The sequence below is a fragment of the Pelagihabitans pacificus genome, assembly GCF_009371985.2.
Lineage (GTDB): Bacteria > Bacteroidota > Bacteroidia > Flavobacteriales > Flavobacteriaceae > Pelagihabitans > Pelagihabitans pacificus.
This window is the reverse complement of record NZ_VIKU02000005.1, coordinates 305,344-328,890: the sequence shown is the minus strand read 5'-3', so window position 1 is coordinate 328,890 and position 23,547 is coordinate 305,344. Positions and strand designations below refer to the sequence as shown.

The following is a 23,547-nucleotide window of genomic DNA, read 5'->3' as shown; positions in this document are numbered from 1 at the left end:
GTTTTCTTGGTCGATACAGGAAAATAATTGACCCGTTTACATGAATACCGCTTGCTACGGGCCGAAGGCTGGCTAAAACCTATCCAAGCCACGGTTATTTTGAAATGTAGGACGTATGGGTATTAAATAAAAACCCTACATTTGGTAGCGGCACTAATGAAAGGTAATGTTACATAAGATTCAAATTAAGGATTTGGATGTTCGCAACGTTGTGGAAGCACTTGCGGAAACATTGGGTGCCGACTGCGCGGTAGAAAATAACGAAATTTGTTTCGATGTACCTTCGGATAAGGGAAGAGGCTATATGAAGGCCATTTCATTTTCCCATGGCGTGGGGATTATCGATGTGGACGTGCAACTCAACGAATCCATACAGATTGAAATGTGTCGTTCACAAGTGAAACCGTTGAAGATACTTTTCAATCGAGAGTCGGCTATTCAACAACAATTTTCCGGTAAAGAGGAAAGCCATGAAATCCGACGGCTTGAAAGTGTCATACTCTCCGGCAATACACGGCATTACAATATTCTGACCATACCTGCCAACAAGCCTGTCTGTTTTTTTAGTCTGGAAATCAATCGAAAACTATTCGAGACAAAGATCGAAGATTTTCTCTCTGCAATGAACACCGAACTGGAGGAACTTTTTCGCGATGTCAACGGTATTAATCTGTTCTTCCATAAGGGACATTACAGTCTCGATATTGCCAGGGCAATTGAGGAATCGATCGAATGTGAATTGCTGGGTTTTACCCGGGCAGTATTCCTGGAAGGAAAGGCTTATGAAATCTTGGCCCATCATCTTCGATTGTACCTTGATGACCTTTCCGAACCGGATAAACGTAAGATACTAAGGCAATCGACCGTAGAGCGTATCGAGGAGGCTGCCGAGATCATCAAGAAAGAGCTGGAAAATCTTGGAACCATACTTTCGCTTTCCAAAAGGGTCGGCCTTAATCAAAATACCCTTCAAACGGGTTTCAAACACTTGTACGGTTCCTCGGTGAACCAATATATCAGAAATGCCAAAATCGAAAAGGCAAAAGAATTGATCGAGACCTCCGACTTGAACATTACCGAAATTACGTATCTAATAGGCATTAATTCCAGAAGTTATTTTTCCAAACTTTTCAAGGAACGGTACGTGATGAGCCCTAGTGAATACATGGCCAAAGTGCGCAATTCCCAAGATACTTCACCAAAAACGGCCTAATAATCGCATTTTAAATCGACCTCGTTTGACACTTTAACAAATTCTTTCAACATAAAATGGGTTCTTTTGTGTTAATTTCGATTTCTATTTTGTTAATCTGCTGTTCCATGATATAAGTTCTTTGCACTACCAGTTAGTTAGGGGGAGGACTTTAATCATGCAAGAAATTGTTATTAAAAGTAGCAAAGACGAGTTAATAGTACGGCAATTAAAGGATTGTCTCGAAGGAACACTTGATAGGCAGTGGGGAGAGTCGGTGCTCAAGTTTGAAAATAACAAAGGGAAAGGACTCATACGAAGCATTGAATTCGATTGGGGTGTTTCGTTGTTGGATTGTGATATTTGCTTAAACGAAACCACAAAGATTATTTTTAATACCTCAAAAGCATCCCCTGTGGAATTTATATTCATTTCCGAAGGGTCCCTGCAGTATCAGGAAGGTGACGAACAGGAAATGATGGATTTGGAGCGGTATCAAAATATCATCATATCCCCCAAGCGGGCTTCCAAAAAAACATTTGTTTTTCCGGCGAACACGAATTTGAAAATTAATTTTATACGGATCAGAAAGAAGGAGTTTCTAAAAAAAAGGAATAACAATGTCACCTATTTAAATGATTTGCTATTTTCTGTTTTTCAGGATGAAAATTCCGACCTACCCTATGCCCATACTGGAAGCTATAGCCTAAAAATAGCCGACCAGGTCAAAGCGCTGGGCGCGGTACGCGACAGTGGAATTGTTCGGACGCTTTCACTGGAAGGAAGATTGTATCTGATTTTGGCACTGCAGCTGATGGAACATCATGAATTTGAATGTAAGGAGGTACTTCCGGAATCGCTGTCGAAATCGGATATCCGCAGAATCCACCAGTTAAGTGAGTTCATAGTGGACAGTATTTCCGAACCTATGACTATTAAGCTCTTGTCCGAAGAATCCGGTCTGAGCCCCAAAAAACTTCAACTTGGATTTCGGTTGTTGTATTCCAAGTCGGTAAATGAATACGTTCGTCAAATTAAATTGGAAATTGCACGCGACCTACTGAAGAATTCGGATATGTCTGTATCGGAAATCGTGTACCATATCGGGATAAAGAGTAGAAGTTATTTTTCCAAGATTTTTTGGGAAGAGTATGCTATTTTGCCCACCGATTATAAGAAAACCAGTAAAAGGCGAAGTTCATAGTTCACCGTCGTCTTTTGGGATATCCAAATAATCCATCGGATGCAACATACCATCAAAGGTAATATTGTTTTTAAAGAAATCTTTTGCGATAGGATTGGCCTTTAATCGGTTTCTCCTTGGGTACTTCGTTAGTTCGGTCAATTCGTTTAATTCAAAATCTTCTCCAAGCCATAGTTCCGAATAGTCCTTCGGGATAATCAATGGCATGGTGTTGGCCAAATTCTGAAACTTCGTTATATGGGCTTCAGCCGGACCTAACAGCAGGGAACAGGTTAGGAAACCGTCGCTTAAACGATTATAAATACCTGCCAAAAAGAAAGGTTCACCATCGGGGAGTCCTATATGATACGGGTATATTTGCCCATTTTTTAAGAAAGAAGTAAAGAAACCCGTAACAACGATCAAACATTTCCGTTTTTTGAAGGCGGCTAGGCACCAAGAATCACTGTAGAGTCTACCTTTATCAATATTAAGGGTATTGGTGAGGTTTTGAAAAGAGGACCAGTCGTCGTTAAAATCCTCGGGTAGCAAGCCCCAAATCGACAATGAGATCTTATCGGGCTCCTCCTTGGTGATAATGGGCACGTTGGTTTCGTTCAAACCATTGATAATGAGTTCCGGTCTGTACAGATGGGGATATTTAAAAGTGACCTCGAACAGATGCTCAATTCTTATTCGTTCCGCAGTATTTGAGAGCTTGTAGTACATAATTCAACGCAAGTAACGAAAAACCGATAGGAGTCATTGTTCCTTATCATTAAAAATATAACCCGTTAAAAATTAATTGTTTAAGATTAACATTCTATTTCCGACATTAATCCGAATATCGTTAAACAAATCCTGTAAAATGGCAATCGATACTTTCGATAACCGGTACTTTTGAAGAGGTCGGTTGACGACGGTTTAACAGGTATGGGAATAAGGTGTTATGGAAACAAGAAAAAAAAGGGCATTACAGGAATTAAGACGTCTGAGCAGGTCGTTGGACGGGGAAGTAGTTTACGAAAATGGTATTCAGGTATTGAAGATAGCTCCTGTTTTAGGGGTTGGGGAGGTACGATGTGTGTGCTTCGACAAAGGACTTATTGCGATGGAGTTCGATATTCTTATCAATAGGGATATCTCGATGCGATTGGAACTGGCTACCAGTAACATGATTTATTTTCTCTATTGCTTTCGCGGTAATTGCTTTCATAAGTTCGACGGCCACGATGTCATTGCCAAGTTGGAAGAGTTACAGACCGCCGTTGTTTCGAATAAAAAGGATACCGCTAGTGAACTATTGATACGTAAGGATGAACGCATGATCCTTAATCTCATACGTCTGGAGAAAGATAGCTATATCAAAAAGTTCCAAGGGGATACCGATGGATTCGATGCAAAGACCTTAGCGCTGATCGACACTATCGATAGCAATGAGGGATATTTTCACCTAGGGCGATTGAACCTTGAAATCGGCGAACTCATTAAGCTTATGGAAAATGCCAAATACGCGAACGATGTCTCTACCCTGATGCAATTTGAGGGAATTTGCCATTTGATACTGGCGAAACAGATCGAACAGTTCAATATAGAATTGCAACATGGTCTGCAAGCAAGTAGCACGCTTTCGAAAAGTGCGTTAAGGATTGTAAGCGAAATAGGCGACTTTGTCAAGAATTATCCTGAAGTACAGCACTCGGTCGATGGTTTGTGTCGACGCTCGGGACTGTCAGCCGCTAAACTACAACAGGGTTTCAAATTCATCTACGACATGACGATTGGGGAGTATGTAAGGGACTGCCGACTCGTACGGGCCGAGTATTTGATACGAACCACCGAAATGAATGTATCGGAAGTAGTGTATTCCATCGGCTTTACGAGTAGAAGCTATTTTTGCAAGATTTTTAAGGCGAAATATCGATGTAGTCCCAAAATGTATAAGAACAGGGTTTACAGTACGGGGATAGCCCCTGGACAGGTACTGATTACTGAAAATCATTAGAAATAAGTTCGTACCATAGGGTGGGTGTCTTTGGAAAAAGTAATACCTTGTCTTCATATGACCGATAAAAAAGATAAGATTGAAAAAGCGGTTACGGAAATCGCCTCCGAGCAACAAGACCATAAGGGTCATGAGGCGGTTCTGGTAGAGCAGCTTTGTGAGGGGCTGGCGCGCTTCAAGGACCAGAAATTGGGTACGTTCCTAAGTTCCCTTTCCGCGGGGCTCGAGATTGGCTTCAGTTTTATGTTGGTGGCCATTTTTCACACTTTTTTTAGCGCTTCCTACGATTCTGAAACGGTCTTCTTTATCTGCGCTTTCGCCTACCCGATCGGTTTCATTCTGGTCGTTATGGGAAAATCGGTCTTGTTTACCGAGCAAACCAGTTTGTTATCCCTGCCCGTGTTGCACGGTAAATACGGGATTCAAGAGTTATTGGCGCTCTGGGGTGTTGTTATTGTAGGGAACTTATTAGGGGGCTTCCTTATTTCACTATTCCTGCTTTGGATAGGTCCGGCCCTGGGCATTATCTCCACCTCGTCTATCATAGCCGTGGCAAAGCATGTTGCGCACTACGATCTATTGACCATATTTGGCAGTGCCGTGCTCGCAGGATGGCTGATGGGACTTTTGTCATGGTCGGTTTCGTCCGTAAAAAGTTCTTCCAGTCAAATTATTTTGATATACCTGATAACATTGGTAATCGGTTTGGCAGGGCTACATCACAGCATCGTGGGCAGCATTGAAGTCTTTTCAGGGGTATTGCTTACCGGAGATCTGCAATGGAGCGATTATGCCGGTTTTGAAATCACTGCCCTGACAGGAAATCTCATCGGTGGTGTCGTTTTCGTGGCCCTGCTGAAATACGGGGCCTTTGCGGCCAATGTCTAATGTCATGAAGACCTTTAAGTCGAACAACCGATTCAATAAATAAAAACAACTACCATGAATGCACTCATTTATACTTCCAAGGCGGTGGATTCCTTTGATTCACCTGAAATATATGAAATGTTGAAGGATGCTCGAATCTTCAACAAAGAACATCGGATAACGGGTTGCCTGCTCTACCATCAAAAACAGTTCATACAATTATTGGAAGGGGAAGCTAAAGAGGTACATAAATTGTACGACAAAATTGCCCAAGACCCTAGACACGAATCCCTTTCATTACTTATGGAAGAACGAATGACTTCGCGTATTTTTTACGATTGGAATATGGCATTTTACGAATTTGGTGACCCTGAAGAGGACGTAATTTTTAAAAAACATCAATTGAACACTTTTTTTGATAATTCCAAGCTATTCACCCGGTCCAGTAAGACTGGTCTTCTATTCTTTAAAAGTGTCAGGGACTTGCTGAGCAAGAATTGACAGTAAAAAAAGGGAAGCATAGTAGCTATACCTCCCATTTTTTATCCTTACAGACTTTCCGGCTTAGCTGGCGTGTTCCAAATTTGAAATGACTGCAAGGCCTTCCTGTATGGTGTCTCTTTGCCTTGTTAATAGCTGCGAAGTGCTGGGAGGCAAAGTAGTTTCGGACAGCACATCATTGTATTCCTCAATAGCCGCTTTTTCACCTCGCATGGCCTCCTCGAGCATGGCTTCCGCATTGTCCGATGAAAAGAAAGATTTTAGGTCCATCCAAGCCCTATGGGCCTTTGAGGTAAGGCTATCTCCCTTATCGACCTCCTGGCCGAAGGCTCTGATTTCCTCCTTTAACTCGTGGCCAAAATTGTACCGTTCGGACGACTTACGTTCGAAAAAGTCCTTTAAAGCGGCATTCTCTACGTTTTCTGCGGCCTGTTTGAATCCTTTTTCGGCGTCATAAGTTTTTTCTAAAAGATCGTTCAATTTATTGGAAACGGTTTCTGTATACGTACTCATGGTTTAAAATTTAATTTAGCGATACCTTTTTTTAGCGATGCGTATCGGTAAACATCCTATCATCCTTGTTTTAGGTGATATCGTAAAATCTGTTTCGATGCTTAAAGCTTTCTACCTTATCCTTTAAGCGACTAATTGATTGATTTTGATTTGTTTTCTGTGATTCCTCCATATGTTTCAAGTGAATTTTTACAAATGGGGCCACTTTTTCCTCTATGGGAATTTTCCGCACCGGTATCTCGGTCTCCAAGGGTTCCACTTTTCGTATATTGAATGACTTTGCCAGGGCCCTTAAGACAAGGACGCGGATGATACCTGTTGATAAGCCCATGATAAAGGTCATAGCGTTGAAGTGTTTTCTTCAAAGTTATTTTTTACAAGTGGGTCTAATTGGTCCAAAAGCTAGAATGATTGACCTTTTTGCATCCTGGCAGAAAGCTAAAATCAATCGAGTCAAGATTGCATCGGTTCGAGCTCAGTTTTGCGCAATAGGATTTGGATATTTGAATTCTTCGTTCATATTTTTTACTGCAGAATTTGCGCATTTTGATCGCTCATCAAATTTTTCCTGCCGTAGGTTCTCCAATTATTTGATACGGCAGGAAACGCAAATTCGATTAAAACAAATAATTATGATTCAAAAAGGAACTCGCGTAAAATGGAACTGGGGCAATGGTACCGCCCAGGGAAAGGTCGAGGAGACGTACACCTCCAAAACGACTAAAACAATTAATGGTACAGAAGTGACCCGTGACGGGGAAGAAGGCAACAAAGCCTTATACATTCGTCAGGATGATGGCGACCATGTATTGAAAAGTGAAAGCGAGGTCGAACGGGTAGATTAGTCGAAAGGCAAAAGAACCCGGCAAACCCCCATTTTTTGTCAATCCTGTGAAGACTCCTTCGAAATATGTATGGAGTCTGGAATATCGAGGGTACGTATCGGGAACGGTATGGTAATGTTATTTTTGTCAAAGGCCTCCTTGATTTCTATCATGGCTTTTGTTTTTGCCTTGGCCACTTCCAACGCAGAGGTCGAGTCGATCCAAAACCGTGTTTCAAAATTAATGGAGCTATCGCCGAATTCCTTGAATAGAAAAATGACATCCTCTTCATTTTCAACCGCCTTAAAGGATTTTGAAATGGTGTTGACGACCAAATCCCTTACAGCCCGCAAATCGGAATCATAGGCTACCCCGCATTCCAAAATAACCCTGGACTGGGCAGTGGTCGAAAAGTTTTTGATGGGATTTTCCACCACTAGTTTGTTCGGGATGTAAACCAAATTGTTATCGGGTTGCTTCAAGGTCACTGATCTCAAATCGAGATCCACCACCTCTCCTTCGAAACCATTGGTTTCGATCCAATCCCCGAACTTAAGGTGTTTTATGTAGGCCAATACAATTCCGGAATAGGTATTGGCGAGGGCTCCCTGTAAGGCGAGTCCAACCGCCAACCCAACAACTCCTGCACCTGCCAAGATCGTATTCAGTGCCTTTCCTAGGTCTAGGATTCCCAGTACGAGAAACAGCCCGATGAGGACCACTACTATCGAGACCACCTTGGAAATCAAATTTTTCATCGACTCCTGTAGTTTGCTCTTGTCCATCAGTTTCATCGAAAGGTTACTGATGTATCTGGATAGCAACAGGGCGATGACAAAAACCACCAAGGCGATGATAAGGTTGGGGATATTTACGACTAACATATCGACCCAAGATTCCAATTTTTCGATCATCTTGCTCCAGGCTTCCCTAAACTGTTTTTCCATATTCGCTAGTTTTTATGAAGGTCGTTTTCCTACTTGTATTATTTCACATCCATCCTTACCACGTTCGCAACGCCTCGATTACATAGCCTCCAGTTCGAAAGCTGGTTTGTAATCCGCCAGGAGTTCCAAAACCACCGTTTCGGCCGGAGAAAGATTTTCGATGGGTTCAACCGTATCTACTTTGTTAAAATAGCCCTTCAACTTCCCTAATTCGTAATACTTCGGCAATAGCGGATGTACGTAGTATTGCCTGCAAACGTTACGGGTATTTCCCAGTTCCTTTGCAGTGATATCGTAGGCGCCCAAGATATTTTTGGCAAGCTCTTTTTCATCGGTGGCAGTGTCCATATCCATTAGGCTATTGAAAAAAACAATTGAGGCTGCCCAGGTGCGAAAATCCTTCGCTGTAAAAAGTTCACCGCTGATTTGATGAATGTACTCGTTGACCATGCCGCTGTCTACCGTTTGTTTTTCTCCGTCCTTATCAAAAAATTTAAAAAGTTCCCAACCGGGAATTTCCTCACAACGATTTACCAAACGAACCAGTTTTTTATTTCTCAAGGTGATTTTATGTTTTTTTCCTCGTTTTCCGGTAAATTCGAAACGTACCTTGTCTTTGAGGCTTGTCACGTGTTTTGAGCGCAAGGTAGAAAGGCCGTAGGTCTTATTCTTTTTGGCATATTGCTCATTGCCGATTCGAATATGGGTCTCCTCCATTAATCGGATAATCAAAGCAAGTACTTTTGTTTTCGGCCATCCCTCCTGGTCCAGGTCTTGTTCAACCCGCTCCCTAATCTTTGGCAACTGTTGCCCGAAGACGGTCATTTTGTAGAACTTGGTTTGGTTTCTGACCTTGGTCCACAGCGGATGGTATTTATATTGCTTTCTTTTACGCAGGTCATTACCAACGGCTTGTAAGTGAGCGTTATCCAAATCGGCAATTTTAACACCCTTCCATGCCGGTGGAATTACCAAATCTTCGATACGCTTTATCTGTTTGGTTTCTGATAGCGGCCGTCCGTTCAATACATACAGGAATTGGTCGCCTTTTTTTAGTCGTTCAATAGCCAGTTTGCTACTGTCGACATAAATCAAATCCAACTTCTCGATGGCTGTCTCCGGTTCCTTTAGGATGGCCTCTACAAACTCGGTATCAAAACGTTTCAGTGCCATGCCAGATTTAAAAATGTATTTATTGTTACGTGTTCATGTGGGAGCGATAGTCCTCTGCCAAGGTTCCCTTTTGCTCATCGGAAAGTACTTTGCCCGCCATTTGAAAGACCTCATGTTCTTCCTCCTCAAGATGATGCTCTACGCGTTCCTTTAGATTTTTTGCTATTTTCAACCAGCTGGATGAATCCATCTCGGTGTCTTGAAGTTTTTCGATGAATTCGTCGATTTCATGATGTTCCGCAATACTGTGCCTCGCTTTTTCCTGTGTCTTGTCGCTATCTATCAAAGGTACGTAAAAGTAGCGTTCCTCGGCATCTGCATGTAATTCCAATTCTTTTTTTAAATCCTCAAAAATTTTTCTTCGACTCTTGGAATCCCCGGAAGTTGACACCAGTTTTGACAGCAGATCCCGCTGTTTGTCATGATCTTTACGAAGTGCTTCAAAAATATCCATATGCTTTATGTTTAAGGGAAATGGCCTTGATATTTAAGAAATACCAAGACCATTTGTACAACCAACCAACTAACTAAGTATTATCTTTTATAGATTACCGTATATCCTTCCATGTCCTTTTTGAGATCATCCAGATTGTCCACATAGACATATTGAGTGTTGAACACCCTGTCTGGACGCACACCAACGATATAATGCTTTACGGCTAGGTCCGGAGCGTTCATGGTGACCTGATCGGAAACCCGCATCTTTTTATCCCCTAAGCTTGTTTCCGTTGGGGTGAGTGTGGAAATTACATATAAGTTGGTGTCGTTGGCCCAAATTTCGTCGATATCCAGGGTATGTTCCTTATCGGTCACTTCCGCTTCGACCATTATGGTCCGCTCTTCCTTGGTCTCATTGGGCATATCCACATCGATATAGGGTACCTCGACTTCCTCTTCCTCCATGACGACCACCACCTTAGGTATGCTCACCGTTTTCGTAGTGGTGCCCACGTTTACATCGGCCCAGTTTACCTCGTATTCAGGAAGTTCTCCGGCGTCCGCGGATACGTCTACGTCAAGTTCCGGCAACTCTCCTTTTTCTTCTTTTTTAATGTTGCATCCCAAAATCAGGGAGGATGCGCACATGACGATCAAAATTCTTTGAAACATATAATAGGTTTTAAATTAGACTTCGATAATCGCTAAAGTACAGTGCCAGTCTCACAATAACGTGCTTGATAAAAAGTATCCTTGACTGTTTTAAGACCACTTGTGTCAATAGTTGCGATATTGTTGCGATTAGGCTAACTTCAAGACCAATTGGGTCATTGGGATACAAACGGTATCATGACCTTTAAGGTTATAAACCCTATATCATGAAAGACAAACCTGATTTCTCCAGGCTCAAGGCCCAGTATGTTAACTGTACGCTCAAGGACTCGTCCAAGAAGAGCCACACGGAGGGCCTAATGAACGTTTCAATGGATATTATGAAAGCCGAGGGCGTTTCCGTTGACTACCTGCGGCTGGCCGACCATGTCATTCCAGTGGGATTGCAACCCGACATGACCGATGAAGGGGTCTCGAGGGACGACTGGCCGCGTGTATTTGAAAAAATTAAGCAAGCTGATATCCTGGTTGTCGGAACGCCCATATGGTTGGGCGAAAAATCGTCGATTGCGACTAAATTGGTCGAAAGATTGTACGGTATGAGTGCACAAACCAATGAAAAAGGGCAATACCTTTATTATGGCAAGGTGGGAGGCTGCATCATTACCGGTAACGAAGATGGCATTAAGCATTGCGCTATGGGAATCTTATATGCCCTACAACATTTGGGTTTTAGCATACCGCCCCAAGCCGATTGTGGCTGGATAGGCGAAGCCGGACCCGGACCCAGTTACCTCGACGAGGAATCCGGTGCCAAAAACAACGAATTCACCAATCGCAATACCACTTTCATGACCTACAATCTACTGCATTTGGCAAAAATGCTCAAAGAAGCGGAAGGTTTCCCCTCCTACGGTAATTCCAGGGATGCATGGGACGACGGAACCCGGTGGAATTTCGAAAATCCCGAATATCGATGAAACCAACGAAACCATGAAAACTGCGCTCAAATTCGTTAAGAAGATATATAAACAAATCTATACCAGTATCGCGTTTTATCCGGTAGTGATCAGTGCCTGCTTTTTAGTTTTTGGATTGGTAATGGTAACCTTGGAACGAAGACCGTTACTGTCTTCCTTTAAAAATACGTTCCCCGAATTTATTATAAGGGACCTCGAGATTGCCAAAACCCTGTTATCGGTTCTTATCGGGGGAGTGGTTTCACTTACGGTCTTTAGCTTTACCATGGTGATGGTCGTTTTAAACCAGGCATCGACCAACTTTTCCCCGAGATTGTTGCCCGGCCTTATATCGGATAAAAGACATCAAATTATTTTAGGCACCTATATAGGTACTCTTATCTATTGTTTAATGGGATTAATTGTCCTAGGTTCCAGAAATTCCGATGGTAACCATTTTGGGCTGCTGGTCATGATTGCGGCCCTGTTCGGGATTGTATGTCTTGGGTTGTTCGTTACCTTTATCCACGGTATTTCATCCTCCATCCAAATACATCGTATCGTTGAAAACATTTTCACGGTTGGAAAACAATCGTTGGAGGAGATACTTGATGAGGTGGAAAATCGGTCTGACGAGGAACTTCCAGATACCCGGGAATGGCATGAGATCAGGATGGATAGGACCGGTTATTTCAAAGGTTTCGATACCGCCTTGATCGAACCTTCCTTAAAGGAAAAGACCCAACGAATTGAAATTTTGCCACATGTCGATGCACATTTGTGGAAAGGGGAGACGGCACTGCGTATCGAACAGGTTATTACGGATTCGGAACGGGACTCGCTATTGTTCGCGATGCACATCTCATCAGATCGTCATGGTGCGGAAAGCTATGTCAGTACGCTTACAAAACTGATGGAAATCGCTGTAAAGGCCATGTCACCGGGCATCAACGATCCGGGAACCGCTATCGAGGCGGTCCATAAAATGGGTCAGCTGTTGCGAAAGGCGTTGACCATACCCCCAAAAACCGGCATGAACCATGAGGAAATCTCCTTGTATCTTATAAAGAACTATATCACGGCCGATACACTGCTACAGGCGACGATGCAACCGATACGACGTTATGCAAAAAACGATGTGGCCGTGTTATCGGAACTTGTAAAGGCCTTGAAATATATCGACAGGGGTTGTAGCAATGACCCGAGGGCCCACGAGGCAATCGTTAGCGAGTTGAATGCTATTAAAGAGGATATCGAGGATAACATCTCCAATAAGAAAGATCGAAACACGCTTGAGCAACTCTTAACATAACAAAAGCTTAGAACAATGAAGGCACAGCCCACTTTATTATGCATACCGGATATTAGTGGTTTCACCGAGTTTATGGGAGAAGCCGATTTTGAACTGAGTTCGAAAGTAATACCGAGTCTTTTAAACAACATAGTATACTCCAATGAAATTGGACTTAAGATTTCTGAAATCGAAGGAGATGCCGTGCTTTTCTACCGACAGGGAAAATTACCTTCCTTTCGGGCATTGGTAGACCAATGCCGCTACTTTTATACCGAATTTTATAAGCAATTGAATGAATTAAGAACCAGATACCGGGAAATGGATAGTGCGGCCCTGATCCCAGAGGTCCTTGGTCTCAAAATCATATTGCACTACGGTACGAATATTGCCCCCGTGAAGGTAGGGGCACGAATTAAACTACTGGGGGAAGATTTGATTGTCGCCCATAGATTACTGAAGAATACGATTGCAATAGACGAGTACATCCTCTTGTCGGAAGCGTTGACACAACAGTATCCTCGTGAAACCCTTCAAGGTCATTTGCCATGGGGAGAACTAAAGCAACATCGGGAGGTGTACGAACATGTAGGGCCGATCCGCTATCACTATATCGGTTTGAAACCTTTGTTGGAATAGCCCCATCGATACCATCTTGAATGTCTACCCTTAAAAACGTCAACATCCCTAGCAAATGAGCAAAAGGGAGTGTCGCTTCATAGTTATCTTTGTAATAACAAGTTAAAATTGTGAGAGTCACAATAAGTAATATAAAATTATACCTAAATGAACTATTTAAATATAAACGAAAAAAAGATTGAACCCATTGTTTCCGAACTAAATCTGCTCTTGGCAGACTATCACGTGTACTATCAAAAACTACGTGCCTTTCATTGGAATATCCTCGGGCAGAACTTTTTTGATTTGCATAATAAATTCGAAGAATTGTACAATGATGCCAAAACAAAAATCGATGAGTTGGCCGAGCGTATTTTAACCTTGCGCTATCACCCTATCAGTACTTTTGGCGAATACTTGCAAGTGTCTTCGATTAAAGAAACCTCCCCTTTGATATCCGATGTCCAAATGGTCGATGAAATTTTAAAAGACCATGGGGAAATCTTAAAGCAAATGAGTCGGGTGATGAAGGTCGCTGAAGAAGCAGGTGATGAAGGAACTTTGGATATGATTGGAGCCTATATGGGCGAATTGGAAAAGATAAGTTGGATGCTGGATGCCTTTAGGCAAGATACAAGGGACCAGCTAAAAGTTAGTGACAGGGAAAAGGTATCATAAATCCAAAATAGAGTAGAAGTTAAGGTGCTTATAATATTAATGTAAGCACCTTTTTCAAATGATATCGAGAAATATAAGTTTAATTTAAAAATAAGAAAAAATGAAAATAGTAAAGATATTGGCAGGTATGCTGTTTGCTTCCTCAATGGTAACGATGAACGCACAAACAGATACTGTTACCACTGGAAAATTGAATACCACTACGATTAAAACCTTCAACTACGACAAGGATGGGACAAAAATACCTTATAAAGTGACCATCCAGGAACAACGGGACTACAAGGCCTCTTTTGAACAAAGTACCAAGAACCTAGAGAATTGGGACCGAAAAAATGAACCTGCACAAGTCTCCAAATTGATTACCATCAACAGTGCAGTGGATAATAATCTGGACAGAATTTTGGTATTGCGATATGAAAAGCAGTTGGCGGACACCTTTGAACTCGTCCAAACCGATAAAGGGTTTGCCGTTGAGGTAGATGGAAAGAGTCTGGAGTACATCATAGGAGAGGGAATTTATTTTGCCAATACGGCGGATAAGGATTTCTTTATCGTGGATGAATTTATAATGGTGCTATAAAACAACGTCGTTTATGAAGTAAAAGCCTCCTACCATTGGAGGTTTTTTTTGTCAATTTTTGATTTGCTTTGGCACATTAAAAACTAAAATCTTATATTTTGTTTAACTTTTAATTAATTATATTTGAACAAAATCAAAATACAGTAATCTTCAACAACCATACGGATGATTAAGATAGTCGTTGATGCAGAAAGCACTGCAGGAACCGTAAGACAAATACAGGAAGTCATTGGTGGGACGATAAATGAGCGCTGGGGCGAACATACCCTTACGGTGGATAATGGGAATGCCAAAGGAAGTATTCGATTCATCACCTTCGACTGGGGTGTAAGCCTTTTGGAATATGATATCACGTTTATGGACGATGTTGAACTTCAAATGGATGCTTCCCAATACAATCCCATTCATTTTACGTACTGTCTGGAGGGGTATTGCAAGCATCGGTTCGGTTACCAATCCGAAGCCGAAACCAGAAAACTGGAGCAGTTTCAGTCGGTTATCATTACCAGTAGGGAAGGTGGTCTCAATTACGGATATTTTCCCAAATTGGAGAAATTGGCGATCAATGTGATTCAAATCAGCCGCAAGAAGTTCTTGAACAAACGGTTGAACAATGTCGACGAGCTTAATCGTAAACTCTATGAAGTGTTCTTGGACACCGACCATGAACAGGCTTATGCATTTTATGGCACCTATGACCTGAAACTGGCCGATAAAATAACTGCTTTGCGAAGGGTGAAATCGAAGGGAATGATTCGAATTATGCAGATTGAGGGTCTGGTCTACGAGATTTTGGCGATGCATATTCATGATCATGATAAGGTGGTCAAAAACAAGCGGCCGAAAACCAGTTTACTGAATAGGGAACTTAGAATTGTAAGGAAAGTAGCCCAGATGATATTGAAAGACGTATCGAAAGACTATTCCCTGGAGATGTTATCCTTGCATTCGGGTTTGTCCCAGGCAAAACTGCAGGAAGGTTTTAAAGTACTCTATGCGCGCACCGTTACGGAGTACATTAGACATGTACGTTTGGAAAAGGCCCGCGATTATATGAATACCACCGATATGAATATCTCAGAAATTGTTTATTCCATCGGATTTAGCAGTCGCAGTTACTTTTCCAAAATTTTCAAAAGAAAGTTCGGTATCAGTCCTAGCGAATACCAGGAAAATGTGCTCGTTCCAATGGCCGTTTGAGAAGTATGCGGAAGCTGTTGAAGTTTAGAAGGCTGACATCATCCAAAAAAAATCAAATAGTAGATATATGAAACGAAGCTACACCCCTCTTCTTTTAATCATTCTTTTTTTGAACGCATGTGTGGAACAGCGACCAAATCGAACGGCGACGGGAGAAGACGAGCTGGAATCGCTGGAGCTGGAGAATCCGGTAAAAAAAGATGAAATCGCTTTTAACGACACGGTATATGTACCCATTTATAGTGATATTTACGTAGATGCGGTAAATCAACATACGCTGTTGGCCGCTACCTTGAGTATTCGTAATACCAGCTTCCAAGATTCGCTTTTTGTATCAAAAATCGATTATTACGATACGGATGGTACGTTAGTGAAAAGCTTTATCGATAACACTATCAGCATCAAACCTATGGCAACCATCAACTACGTAATAGAAAGAGAGAATGAGCTGGGAGGAACAGGAGCCAATTTCATTGTAGTCATGAGTGCCAAACAACCCGATATCGAACCCTTGGTGCAAGCGATTATGATAGGGGAAAATGGTAATAAGGGGTTTGCGTTCGCGACGGATGGCTATTCCATTGGCAAATAACGGGGACCATATGAAAAGCAAAAAGCGCATCTACACTGTTGGACACGCTTTTCACAATCAACCTAACAAACCACTGTAATCATTTGAATATTTTACGTATAAAATAAATAATACCATATTTTTTCAGGGCACTCAAGACAGTGCTTAACCAGTTAGCGGGTTGTAAATCGTTCTGAAGTTGATATTTAATGGATTTGACCTCCTCGAGAGCAATTTCGCGTTGTAACCTATATCGCTTAAGGTCATGGTTAATTTCTTCTAGCGTATTGTAATGCTTCATGGTTCGTCAAAAAAGGTTTCGCTAAGTTTTCTAATGATTTTTTTATCCATCTTTTTTCTAAGAAGCAAAATAATGATGGCAATGCAGAATAAAATTACCCCAGTCGTTAAAAACCCTTGAACCAGACTGCCAAAATAATCACCGAGATAGATGGCCAAGGCAACAGTCCCGAAAAGAAGGCCTAACAAACAGAAACTACCGACCAAGACAATTTTGACCAATGAAGTGGTCGTTATGGCGAGTTGCTTAAAAATCCTCAGCTCATAATATTTCTTTGAGGATTCAAAAAAATGCTCACCAGAGGCAAAAGCATCTTTGGAGGTAGATTCCAACGAATCGAAAACGCCCATCCTAGCTTTTCTGTAATTGTTTGTTCTTGGCTTTCAATTCTTTCAATTTGGCCTCCAAGGTGGTAATCACATCTTCCGTTTTATAGCTGACATCGGAAACGAGGTTTTCCACTCTTGTGCCCAAGTTTTCCTTTTGAACGGCAACGGTTTCCGAGACACGTTCTTTTAAATCCAGTGCATTTTCCTTTAAACTTTCCTGTGTCGCTGCTGCTTGTTCGGCAATTTTTCTTCTTGTATTACTTCCCTTGTCCGGGGCAAAGAGAATACCGGCCAGTGCACCGATGGCCGCTCCGGCCAATATTCCTAAAGCTGTATTTGAATTATTGCTCATAAATAAAATTGTTATTAATAGTTTGTTCATTGCAAAGATGAGGTATCAAACTGGAATTCCTTAGCTCAAACAGAAGAAAGCTTGACGTTTTTACCGAAGGCCGAACGGGTCAATATTCATAGGATATGCACCAAGGACAATTTTTGGTTGACCCTATCTTTGTATTCAACATAAAAAACCGATATGGCAACCATTAAAACTACAAACCCGTTTACGGGCAAACTTATCAAGAAATACGAACGATTTTCCGAAGAACAAATAAACAACTGTCTGCAGAAATCCGCTGCCACCTTCCCGGCGTGGGCGGCAACCGATATTACTGAAAGAGCCACATTGATAAAAAAGGTGGCCGATTTACTATTGGAACGTACAGACTCCTTGGCCCGACTCATGACCGAAGAAATGGGGAAGCCTATCGTACAAAGCAGGGCTGAAATAGAAAAGTGTGCCTGGGTATGTGATTTTTATGCTAAAAACGGGGCAAAATTTTTGTCGGACGCCCTTATCGAGACCGATGCCGTTGAAAGCTTTATCAGTTATGACCCCTTGGGAACGGTTTTGGCCATTATGCCGTGGAATTATCCTTTCTGGCAAGTGTTGCGTTTTGCCGCCCCCACCTTGACCGCCGGGAATACGGCTATTTTAAAACATGCCGAAAACGTAACAGGTTGTGCCTTGGCCCTTGAACAGCTATTTGTGGATGCGGGCTATCCTGAGGGATGTTTTCAAGCGATATTGGCCGACCATGAAGCCATTGAGGAATTGATCGGTCATGAGGTGGTACAAGCTGTTTCCCTGACGGGCAGTGAAAAAGCGGGGCGGGCCATCGCCGAAATAGCAGGTAAAAATCTAAAGAAAACGGTTTTGGAACTGGGAGGTAATAATGCGTGTGTTGTTTGGGAGGATGCCGATTTGGACGAACATCTTGATATAATGGTTAAAGCGCGTATGCAAAACAACGGGCAGAGTTGTATCGCTGCCAAACGTTTTATCGTGGTAGAAACAATTTATGATGAGTTCCTCGACAAATTCAAAAAGAAAGTAGCCGGGTTTGTAACCGGATCACCTATGGATGAGGACACCTACATCAGCGTCATGGCGCGTGAGGATTTAGCAAAAGGGTTGGAAGACCAGGTAAAAAAGTCGGTTGAAATGGGAGCTGAAGTAGTGATGGGTAACACAAGAAAGGGAGCCTATTTCGAGCCAACATTACTGACGAAAGTAACAGCGGAAATGCCCGTTTTTAAGGAAGAAACCTTCGGACCGGTAGCAGCCATTATTAAGGTAAGGGACAGACAAGCCGCCATCGATATGGCAAGGAATTCCGATTTTGGCTTGGGAACCATGCTCTTTACCCAGGATATTGAAGAGGCCCGCAAAGCGATTTCCCAAATTCCGGACGGGGCGTTCTTTATAAATGAAATGGTGAAGTCAGATCCAAGGCTTCCTTTTGGAGGTACCAAAAACTCCGGATATGGAAGAGAACTTTCCCGAGAGGGTATATTGGCGTTCGTCAATGAAAAAACCGTGTATATCAATTAAATTAAAAAGAGTCTATGAAGCAAGAGGAAACCAAATTTATTAAAGAACCCGAAGAACCAACCCGACAGTATATCTTTCAGAAGAATATCAAGACAAAAACGGGTGCCTATTTTATCGTTCTCGTGCTGGCGCTGTTGCTATTGGGTATCATTGCGTCGGCTTTTTATTTCACAAGCCCCCTTTAGTAACGTGTTTCAGTATGCATCAATATTTGGAGCGATAGGGGTAATTTGTAGCACCCTACCTTGTTACATTTGAAAAGAATGCAAATAATCCTAAAACACTACAATATGAAAAAAATCATAACGACATTCCTATTAAGTGGTCTCTTGGGCCTTTCACTTACCGCTCAAGAAAATAAGACCATAGTAGAACTCGATAATTTCAATGAAATCAAGGCCTTTGATCGGGTCAATGTCACTTTGGTAAAAAGCGATAAAAATAGCGCGGTCATTTCCGGGGATAATCAGGACGAGGTAAAGTTGGTCAATAAGGATGGCTTGCTAAAGATACAGATGGAAATTGAAAACTTCTTGGCCGGAAACGAGACATTTGTTACCATTTATTATACGAATAATCTAAGCCTTCTTGACGCTAACGAAGGGGCGGTCATCAAAACGGATGGTGAACTAACAGCTCCCTACCTTACCTTGCGTTCCCAGGAAGGGGGGGAAGTGCATGCGGTCGTATCCACCAGAAATTTGAACACCAAAGCGGTAACCGGGGGAAAGATAAAAGTTACGGGCAGCGCGACGAATCAAGAAATTAATATCAGGAGCGGAGGTGACTTTGACGGTAAGAAATTGGCGGCATCCCAAACAGACGTCACTGTTTTCGCTGGAGGAACCGCCATCGTCAACAGCGACGAATTCGTAGATGCCAATGTAACCGCTGGCGGTACCATTGAAATATATGGAAATCCGGAGACGGTCAAGGAAGACAAAACCTTAGGAGGTCAGATTGTGGTCCGGTAAATGGGTCAATAAATGGGTAATATGGGCAAAAGAAGGCGCAACCTTAGAGTTAATTTTACAAAAGTAGGTTAAGGTATATGACATTGTCATATAGCAAGACGTAGGAAGGTATTGGTGGGGACCGTGCCTTCCTTTTTTTATTTCTTAACTTCAGTTAATCGTTTATCAAAAAAATACAACATTTGGAAAAATCGTATTCACACTTGATCGCTTCATTGATATGTGGAATCATTTTTTTGATAGTGCCCACTTCCTGTGCTACCTATCGGCCTCAACTTGCTCCGATCGAAGTTGCGGGGGATCCAAAGGAAATTGATCATGTACTTTTTTTGGCCGGAGGGTTTGGCAATGGATACGAAAATGACCGAGAAACCGTACTGGCTATCTTGAAGCGGGAGTTACAGACTGCGGAGGCCAATAGCACCTTGTTACTTTTGGGAGATAATATTTCCGATGAAAAAGACGCGTGGTCACGCGACAGGAAATTGATTGGGCAACAGTTGAATCTCATCGGGAATTTCAAAGGTTTTACCATATTTCTGCCTGGAAACAATGAATGGAAGGGCAAAAAGATTTCAGACCTGGAAAAGACAGAGGAATATCTGGACGAGTATCCAGTACAGGATGAGTATGTCTTTCCAAAAAACGGATGCCCCTTGGACTATCGCATCATCAATGAAAATTTAGATTTGCTTCTAATCGATTCCAAATGGTTCAATTCGAATTGGTCCCGGGTAGAAGGGATCAATAGCAAATGTACCGATGTGGTGACCCGGCGACGCTTCGCCGAAGAATTGGAAGGGTATATCAATGATGCGCAGGAAAAGAATCTGGTCATTGCCATGCACCATCCTATTTTTAGTAATGGTGAATTTGCCGGACCCAAAAGTCTAAAGAGCCATTTGTTACCGCTACCCATTGTGGGCTCTTTGTTGAGCGGGGTAGACAATCTAGCTGCTTTTTCCCCTGACAAATTACTGTCTAGAAGATACAATCACCTACGAATTTTGGTCAGTTCCTTAGCCAAAAAATCCGATCGTATCACGATAGTCTCAGGTCATGAACAGAATCTGCAATACCTCTCCGGAGGGAATATCCATCAACTTATTAGTGGGGCACTCGGTGAGGTGCGTCCCACTAGGAGATCTAAGGATTATATCACTGCCGTGGGCGGCACGCTCCCCTATGAAGGAAGGTTTACCTATGGGGCTCCGGGTTTCGCCAAATTGGTTTATTATACCGATGGTTCCTCGGCCGTTACCTTCCTGACCGCCGACAAAGAATATACGTTCGACCTTGTACCCCCTTTTCCCCAAAACTCGGTACCTGAAAATTTTCAGACCGAATTGCCAAAGACCCAGAAGCGTTCGGTCTACGGTCCGGAGGGAGTAAAGGAGCGGACGGCATTCTTCGAATATCTTTGGGGCAAACGTTACCGCCGCTATTACGGAATTCCGGTAACCGCACCTGTTTCCCTATTAGACACGCTATACGGTGGTTTGGAAGTTACCAAGAAAGGAGGGGGCCATCAATCCTATTCCATTCGGTTGGAAGATAGCGATCAACGTGAGTTTTCGATGCGTTCCCTCCGAAAAGATCCCCTAAAATACCTAAAATTTAGTGTCCGTGGAGTGGCCTATACCGAGGACGATTACATGGGTTCCCTCCCGGAACGACTGATTTCCGATTTTTTCACCTCGGCCCATCCTTATATGCAAATGGTCATTAACCCGATGGCCAGGGCGGTCGGGGTCAATCATGCCGACACACGCCTGTTCTATGTCCCGAAACAAAAGGCTCTGGGCCGCCTTAATGGGGAGTTCGGAAATGAATTGTATTATATCGAACAACGGCCTTCCGATGAACAGGTGAATTACAAGGGGTATCGCCGTACGATAGATGAAAAAGGTAAAGTAACCGATTTTGAGAGTACGACCGACATGCTGGAAAAAATAAAACGGGACGAGTCTTACACAGTAGACCAACAGAGTTATGTACGCGCCCGGGTATTCGATATGTTGTTAGGTGACTGGGACCGTCATCAAGACCAATGGCGCTGGGTCGAATACGAAAAACCCGATGGGGAGAGGGAATTTATGCCGGTTCCAAGGGATAGGGACAATGCATTTCCCCGATTCGACGGTAATGCCGTCGAAGTGATACAGTGGTTTATTCCAATTACGAGACAGTGGCAGTCATATGGCCCTACCATCGAAGATGTCAAATGGATCAATTACAATGGCAACCGATTGGACCAAACCTTATTACCCGATTACGATGCGGCGGCTTGGGAGCGGGAAGCCCTTTACATCCAGCAGAATCTTCCGGAAACCATTATCGATGAGGCATTCCTACGACTTCCAAAAGAGGTTCAGGATTCCACCTCGAACTACATAAAGGCAAGTCTCAAACAACGGTTGAAAGACCTACCGAAATATGCGCGCGAATACGGGGCCCACTTAAATCGAACCGTAGCCCTTCATGGCACCGAAAAAGACGACGTGATTAAAGTGGTTCGGGAACGGAACGGGTCGACCACGGTAATCATTCGACGCCTGCTGACCGACGAGGTCAACGAAAAGTTCTATCAGCGGACATTCGACCCCGGGGAAACCAAGGAAATATGGATATACGGCCTGGGAGACGATGACCGTTTTGAGGTCGTTGGAGACCACAAAGCCAAGATTTTTATTCGATTGATAGGGGGCTATGGCAAAGATATATTTACCATCACCAACAAGCAAAAACTTAAAGTATATGATTGGACGTATGAGGAAACCGATTTCAAGGCATTGAATCCTGCCAAACAGCTGACAGATGTGTATAAGACCAATACTTTTCACTGGCGTCATTTTAAGCCCAGTAGAAATATTTTGGTGCCGACCGTTGGTTTTCGAACCGACGATGGGCTGTTTCTGGGAGCCAAGAATACGTTCATCTATAATGGTTTCAACGGAAACCCATTTCGTCAAAAGCATATGCTACACGCGAAATATCATTTTAAGTTTCAAGCGACGGAACTTACATACAAGGGCCAGTTCGCAAACATCTTTCCTAAATGGAATTTTGAGGTCGACGCCTATGCGACCTCCGATCGTTATGCCAAGAACTTTTTTGGTCTTGGGAACGATTCGTTCAATAATGAGGAAACTTTTGGAAGGGATTACTATCGTGCCCGTTTGGAGCAATTTAAGCTAAGTGCCGGGATTACGTACTACACCCTGCGTATTCGACCCCTATTCGAGTCCTATCAATTGAGTGCGGTAGGGGATCGATTGTTCACGAGAGAGAATTTTGGGGACGAAATATTTAATCGTCAATACTATACGGGTGGGGAAACATCGCTTTATTATTATAACGATGATGCGGATGATTTCCCTACCAAAGGGTTGTATTTTGGACTTACATTGGGATACAAAGCAAACTTGTCGTTAAATGATAATCAATTTGGCTATTTTGCTTTTCGAACAGAGGTAAGTCGAAAATTGATTCCTTCAGGAGATTTGGTGTTTGGAACCACTGCCGAGTACAAAACCAATTTTGGAGGGGACTATTTCTTTTACCATGCACCCTCGCTTGGCGGAGATAACGGATTAAGGGGATTTCGCGATGAACGCTTCACGGGTAGGTCGTATTTCTACCAGTCTTCCGATCTCCGGTGGCGTATAAAAAGGTATGTGACCGCTTTGGCACCAGTTACCATGGGTGCTTATGGTGGGTTTGATTATGGTCGCGTTTGGCAACCCAATGAGAACTCCGACCGATGGCATACTTCCCAAGGAATCGGGCTATGGGTGGGGGTAGGAAACTATTTGGGATTCAACGCCGGAGTATTCAACTCCAGCGAAGACATTATGGTCCAAGTAGGTTTCGGTTTTGGATTTTGATATTCCTTTG

General features: G+C 42.8%; 26 protein-coding genes. 17 read left to right on the top strand and 9 right to left on the bottom strand.

All coding sequences use genetic code 11. The features are described 5' to 3' along the window. Positions 1 to 166: 166 nt before the first annotated feature. Positions 167 to 1,213, top strand: coding sequence for a helix-turn-helix domain-containing protein (locus FK220_RS16855; RefSeq protein WP_152575513.1), 1,047 nt, complete (start codon positions 167 to 169; stop codon positions 1,211 to 1,213). Between the two features lie 157 nt (positions 1,214 to 1,370). After that, a complete protein-coding gene (locus tag FK220_RS16850; RefSeq protein WP_152575512.1) occupies positions 1,371 to 2,396 on the top strand; it encodes a helix-turn-helix domain-containing protein in 1,026 nt (341 codons plus the stop codon). Here FK220_RS16850 and FK220_RS16845 read toward each other — a convergent pair. Then, entirely contained in the window at positions 2,391 to 3,104 is a 714-nt protein-coding gene (locus FK220_RS16845) for an SOS response-associated peptidase family protein (protein WP_152575511.1), read from the bottom strand. The genes FK220_RS16850 and FK220_RS16845 overlap by 6 nt on opposite strands. Before the next feature lie 220 nt (positions 3,105 to 3,324). Here FK220_RS16845 and FK220_RS16840 point away from each other — a divergent pair, with 220 nt between their 5' ends. Genes FK220_RS16840 through FK220_RS16830 form a run of 3 tightly spaced genes read left to right on the top strand, consistent with a single transcriptional unit; the run spans position 3,325 to position 5,748 of the window. Then, a complete protein-coding gene (locus FK220_RS16840) occupies positions 3,325 to 4,380 on the top strand; it encodes a helix-turn-helix transcriptional regulator (RefSeq protein WP_152575510.1) in 1,056 nt (351 codons plus the stop codon). Between the two features lie 57 nt (positions 4,381 to 4,437). Further along, entirely contained in the window at positions 4,438 to 5,268 is an 831-nt protein-coding gene (locus FK220_RS16835; protein ID WP_152575509.1) for a formate/nitrite transporter family protein, read from the top strand. Positions 5,269 to 5,322: 54 nt separating this feature from the next. Beyond that, the gene (locus tag FK220_RS16830) at positions 5,323 to 5,748 is read left to right on the top strand and encodes a BLUF domain-containing protein (RefSeq protein ID WP_152575508.1); all 426 of its coding nucleotides are present in this window, start codon (positions 5,323 to 5,325) and stop codon (positions 5,746 to 5,748) included. A gap of 63 nt (positions 5,749 to 5,811) precedes the next feature. Here the strand turns inward: FK220_RS16830 and FK220_RS16825 are convergent, their stop codons facing one another. Next, positions 5,812 to 6,261 carry a ferritin-like domain-containing protein gene (locus FK220_RS16825; protein ID WP_152575507.1) on the bottom strand — a complete coding sequence of 150 codons (450 nt, stop codon included), beginning with the start codon at positions 6,259 to 6,261 and terminating at the stop codon, positions 5,812 to 5,814. A gap of 70 nt (positions 6,262 to 6,331) precedes the next feature. Further along, complete coding sequence (locus tag FK220_RS16820) at positions 6,332 to 6,604, bottom strand: hypothetical protein (RefSeq protein WP_152575506.1); 273 nt, start codon at positions 6,602 to 6,604, stop codon at positions 6,332 to 6,334. A gap of 289 nt (positions 6,605 to 6,893) precedes the next feature. Here FK220_RS16820 and FK220_RS16815 point away from each other — a divergent pair, with 289 nt between their 5' ends. Then, positions 6,894 to 7,106, top strand: a complete 213-nt coding sequence (locus FK220_RS16815; protein ID WP_152575505.1) for a hypervirulence associated TUDOR domain-containing protein — start codon at positions 6,894 to 6,896, stop codon at positions 7,104 to 7,106. A gap of 38 nt (positions 7,107 to 7,144) precedes the next feature. On the opposite strand, the gene FK220_RS16810 is transcribed toward FK220_RS16815, so the two are convergent. The 4 genes from FK220_RS16810 to FK220_RS16795 form a co-directional block, all read right to left on the bottom strand. After that, positions 7,145 to 8,032 (bottom strand): mechanosensitive ion channel family protein, encoded by an 888-nt coding sequence (locus FK220_RS16810; protein ID WP_152575504.1) that lies wholly within the window; start codon positions 8,030 to 8,032, stop codon positions 7,145 to 7,147. A gap of 78 nt (positions 8,033 to 8,110) precedes the next feature. Further along, positions 8,111 to 9,205: a DNA topoisomerase IB gene (locus FK220_RS16805; protein ID WP_152575503.1), complete on the bottom strand. Its 1,095-nt coding sequence runs from the start codon at positions 9,203 to 9,205 to the stop codon at positions 8,111 to 8,113. Positions 9,206 to 9,230: 25 nt separating this feature from the next. Beyond that, a complete protein-coding gene (locus FK220_RS16800) occupies positions 9,231 to 9,659 on the bottom strand; it encodes a hemerythrin domain-containing protein (RefSeq protein ID WP_152575502.1) in 429 nt (142 codons plus the stop codon). Positions 9,660 to 9,739: 80 nt separating this feature from the next. After that, positions 9,740 to 10,315 carry a hypothetical protein gene (locus FK220_RS16795; RefSeq protein ID WP_152575501.1) on the bottom strand — a complete coding sequence of 192 codons (576 nt, stop codon included), beginning with the start codon at positions 10,313 to 10,315 and terminating at the stop codon, positions 9,740 to 9,742. A gap of 206 nt (positions 10,316 to 10,521) precedes the next feature. Between FK220_RS16795 and FK220_RS16790 the strand changes: the two genes are divergently transcribed. From FK220_RS16790 to FK220_RS16760, 7 genes are all read left to right on the top strand, one after another. Then, entirely contained in the window at positions 10,522 to 11,235 is a 714-nt protein-coding gene (locus tag FK220_RS16790) for a flavodoxin family protein (RefSeq protein ID WP_152575500.1), read from the top strand. Positions 11,236 to 11,248: 13 nt separating this feature from the next. After that, entirely contained in the window at positions 11,249 to 12,526 is a 1,278-nt protein-coding gene (locus FK220_RS16785; protein ID WP_166204971.1) for a DUF2254 domain-containing protein, read from the top strand. A 15-nt stretch (positions 12,527 to 12,541) separates the two neighbouring features. After that, positions 12,542 to 13,144 carry a DUF2652 domain-containing protein gene (locus FK220_RS16780; protein ID WP_152575498.1) on the top strand — a complete coding sequence of 201 codons (603 nt, stop codon included), beginning with the start codon at positions 12,542 to 12,544 and terminating at the stop codon, positions 13,142 to 13,144. A 147-nt stretch (positions 13,145 to 13,291) separates the two neighbouring features. Further along, positions 13,292 to 13,801 (top strand): Dps family protein, encoded by a 510-nt coding sequence (locus FK220_RS16775; protein ID WP_152575497.1) that lies wholly within the window; start codon positions 13,292 to 13,294, stop codon positions 13,799 to 13,801. Positions 13,802 to 13,901: 100 nt separating this feature from the next. Further along, positions 13,902 to 14,381 (top strand): hypothetical protein, encoded by a 480-nt coding sequence (locus FK220_RS16770; RefSeq protein ID WP_152575496.1) that lies wholly within the window; start codon positions 13,902 to 13,904, stop codon positions 14,379 to 14,381. 165 nt (positions 14,382 to 14,546) lie between these two features. Then, on the top strand, positions 14,547 to 15,581 hold the full coding sequence (locus FK220_RS16765; RefSeq protein ID WP_152575495.1) for a helix-turn-helix transcriptional regulator: 1,035 nt from the start codon (positions 14,547 to 14,549) through the stop codon (positions 15,579 to 15,581). A 67-nt stretch (positions 15,582 to 15,648) separates the two neighbouring features. Continuing rightward, positions 15,649 to 16,173, top strand: coding sequence for a DUF3124 domain-containing protein (locus tag FK220_RS16760; protein WP_152575494.1), 525 nt, complete (start codon positions 15,649 to 15,651; stop codon positions 16,171 to 16,173). A 276-nt stretch (positions 16,174 to 16,449) separates the two neighbouring features. Here the strand turns inward: FK220_RS16760 and FK220_RS16755 are convergent, their stop codons facing one another. Both FK220_RS16755 and FK220_RS16750 read right to left on the bottom strand, forming a co-directional pair. Further along, positions 16,450 to 16,803, bottom strand: a complete 354-nt coding sequence (locus FK220_RS16755; protein WP_152575492.1) for a hypothetical protein — start codon at positions 16,801 to 16,803, stop codon at positions 16,450 to 16,452. A 1-nt stretch (position 16,804) separates the two neighbouring features. Next, complete coding sequence (locus FK220_RS16750; protein ID WP_152575491.1) at positions 16,805 to 17,134, bottom strand: YtxH domain-containing protein; 330 nt, start codon at positions 17,132 to 17,134, stop codon at positions 16,805 to 16,807. Positions 17,135 to 17,317: 183 nt separating this feature from the next. Here FK220_RS16750 and FK220_RS16745 point away from each other — a divergent pair, with 183 nt between their 5' ends. The 4 genes from FK220_RS16745 (at position 17,318) to FK220_RS16730 (ending at position 23,537) form a co-directional block, all read left to right on the top strand. Next, positions 17,318 to 18,676 carry an NAD-dependent succinate-semialdehyde dehydrogenase gene (locus tag FK220_RS16745; RefSeq protein ID WP_152575490.1) on the top strand — a complete coding sequence of 453 codons (1,359 nt, stop codon included), beginning with the start codon at positions 17,318 to 17,320 and terminating at the stop codon, positions 18,674 to 18,676. A 14-nt stretch (positions 18,677 to 18,690) separates the two neighbouring features. Continuing rightward, positions 18,691 to 18,861 carry a hypothetical protein gene (locus FK220_RS16740; protein WP_166204969.1) on the top strand — a complete coding sequence of 57 codons (171 nt, stop codon included), beginning with the start codon at positions 18,691 to 18,693 and terminating at the stop codon, positions 18,859 to 18,861. Between the two features lie 105 nt (positions 18,862 to 18,966). After that, entirely contained in the window at positions 18,967 to 19,650 is a 684-nt protein-coding gene (locus tag FK220_RS16735) for a head GIN domain-containing protein (protein ID WP_166204967.1), read from the top strand. A 182-nt stretch (positions 19,651 to 19,832) separates the two neighbouring features. Then, the gene (locus FK220_RS16730; RefSeq protein ID WP_238719074.1) at positions 19,833 to 23,537 is read left to right on the top strand and encodes a ShlB/FhaC/HecB family hemolysin secretion/activation protein; all 3,705 of its coding nucleotides are present in this window, start codon (positions 19,833 to 19,835) and stop codon (positions 23,535 to 23,537) included. Positions 23,538 to 23,547 lie beyond the last annotated feature (10 nt).

Coding starts and splice junctions, on each gene's coding strand:
- FK220_RS16855 (WP_152575513.1), top strand. CDS start 167: ATGTTACATAAGATTCAAATTAAGGATTTGGATGTTCGCAACGTTGTG.
- FK220_RS16850 (WP_152575512.1), top strand. CDS start 1,371: ATGCAAGAAATTGTTATTAAAAGTAGCAAAGACGAGTTAATAGTACGG.
- FK220_RS16845 (WP_152575511.1), bottom strand. CDS start 3,104: ATGTACTACAAGCTCTCAAATACTGCGGAACGAATAAGAATTGAGCAT.
- FK220_RS16840 (WP_152575510.1), top strand. CDS start 3,325: ATGGAAACAAGAAAAAAAAGGGCATTACAGGAATTAAGACGTCTGAGC.
- FK220_RS16835 (WP_152575509.1), top strand. CDS start 4,438: ATGACCGATAAAAAAGATAAGATTGAAAAAGCGGTTACGGAAATCGCC.
- FK220_RS16830 (WP_152575508.1), top strand. CDS start 5,323: ATGAATGCACTCATTTATACTTCCAAGGCGGTGGATTCCTTTGATTCA.
- FK220_RS16825 (WP_152575507.1), bottom strand. CDS start 6,261: ATGAGTACGTATACAGAAACCGTTTCCAATAAATTGAACGATCTTTTA.
- FK220_RS16820 (WP_152575506.1), bottom strand. CDS start 6,604: ATGACCTTTATCATGGGCTTATCAACAGGTATCATCCGCGTCCTTGTC.
- FK220_RS16815 (WP_152575505.1), top strand. CDS start 6,894: ATGATTCAAAAAGGAACTCGCGTAAAATGGAACTGGGGCAATGGTACC.
- FK220_RS16810 (WP_152575504.1), bottom strand. CDS start 8,032: ATGGAAAAACAGTTTAGGGAAGCCTGGAGCAAGATGATCGAAAAATTG.
- FK220_RS16805 (WP_152575503.1), bottom strand. CDS start 9,205: ATGGCACTGAAACGTTTTGATACCGAGTTTGTAGAGGCCATCCTAAAG.
- FK220_RS16800 (WP_152575502.1), bottom strand. CDS start 9,659: ATGGATATTTTTGAAGCACTTCGTAAAGATCATGACAAACAGCGGGAT.
- FK220_RS16795 (WP_152575501.1), bottom strand. CDS start 10,315: ATGTTTCAAAGAATTTTGATCGTCATGTGCGCATCCTCCCTGATTTTG.
- FK220_RS16790 (WP_152575500.1), top strand. CDS start 10,522: ATGAAAGACAAACCTGATTTCTCCAGGCTCAAGGCCCAGTATGTTAAC.
- FK220_RS16785 (WP_166204971.1), top strand. CDS start 11,249: ATGAAAACTGCGCTCAAATTCGTTAAGAAGATATATAAACAAATCTAT.
- FK220_RS16780 (WP_152575498.1), top strand. CDS start 12,542: ATGAAGGCACAGCCCACTTTATTATGCATACCGGATATTAGTGGTTTC.
- FK220_RS16775 (WP_152575497.1), top strand. CDS start 13,292: ATGAACTATTTAAATATAAACGAAAAAAAGATTGAACCCATTGTTTCC.
- FK220_RS16770 (WP_152575496.1), top strand. CDS start 13,902: ATGAAAATAGTAAAGATATTGGCAGGTATGCTGTTTGCTTCCTCAATG.
- FK220_RS16765 (WP_152575495.1), top strand. CDS start 14,547: ATGATTAAGATAGTCGTTGATGCAGAAAGCACTGCAGGAACCGTAAGA.
- FK220_RS16760 (WP_152575494.1), top strand. CDS start 15,649: ATGAAACGAAGCTACACCCCTCTTCTTTTAATCATTCTTTTTTTGAAC.
- FK220_RS16755 (WP_152575492.1), bottom strand. CDS start 16,803: ATGGGCGTTTTCGATTCGTTGGAATCTACCTCCAAAGATGCTTTTGCC.
- FK220_RS16750 (WP_152575491.1), bottom strand. CDS start 17,134: ATGAGCAATAATTCAAATACAGCTTTAGGAATATTGGCCGGAGCGGCC.
- FK220_RS16745 (WP_152575490.1), top strand. CDS start 17,318: ATGGCAACCATTAAAACTACAAACCCGTTTACGGGCAAACTTATCAAG.
- FK220_RS16740 (WP_166204969.1), top strand. CDS start 18,691: ATGAAGCAAGAGGAAACCAAATTTATTAAAGAACCCGAAGAACCAACC.
- FK220_RS16735 (WP_166204967.1), top strand. CDS start 18,967: ATGAAAAAAATCATAACGACATTCCTATTAAGTGGTCTCTTGGGCCTT.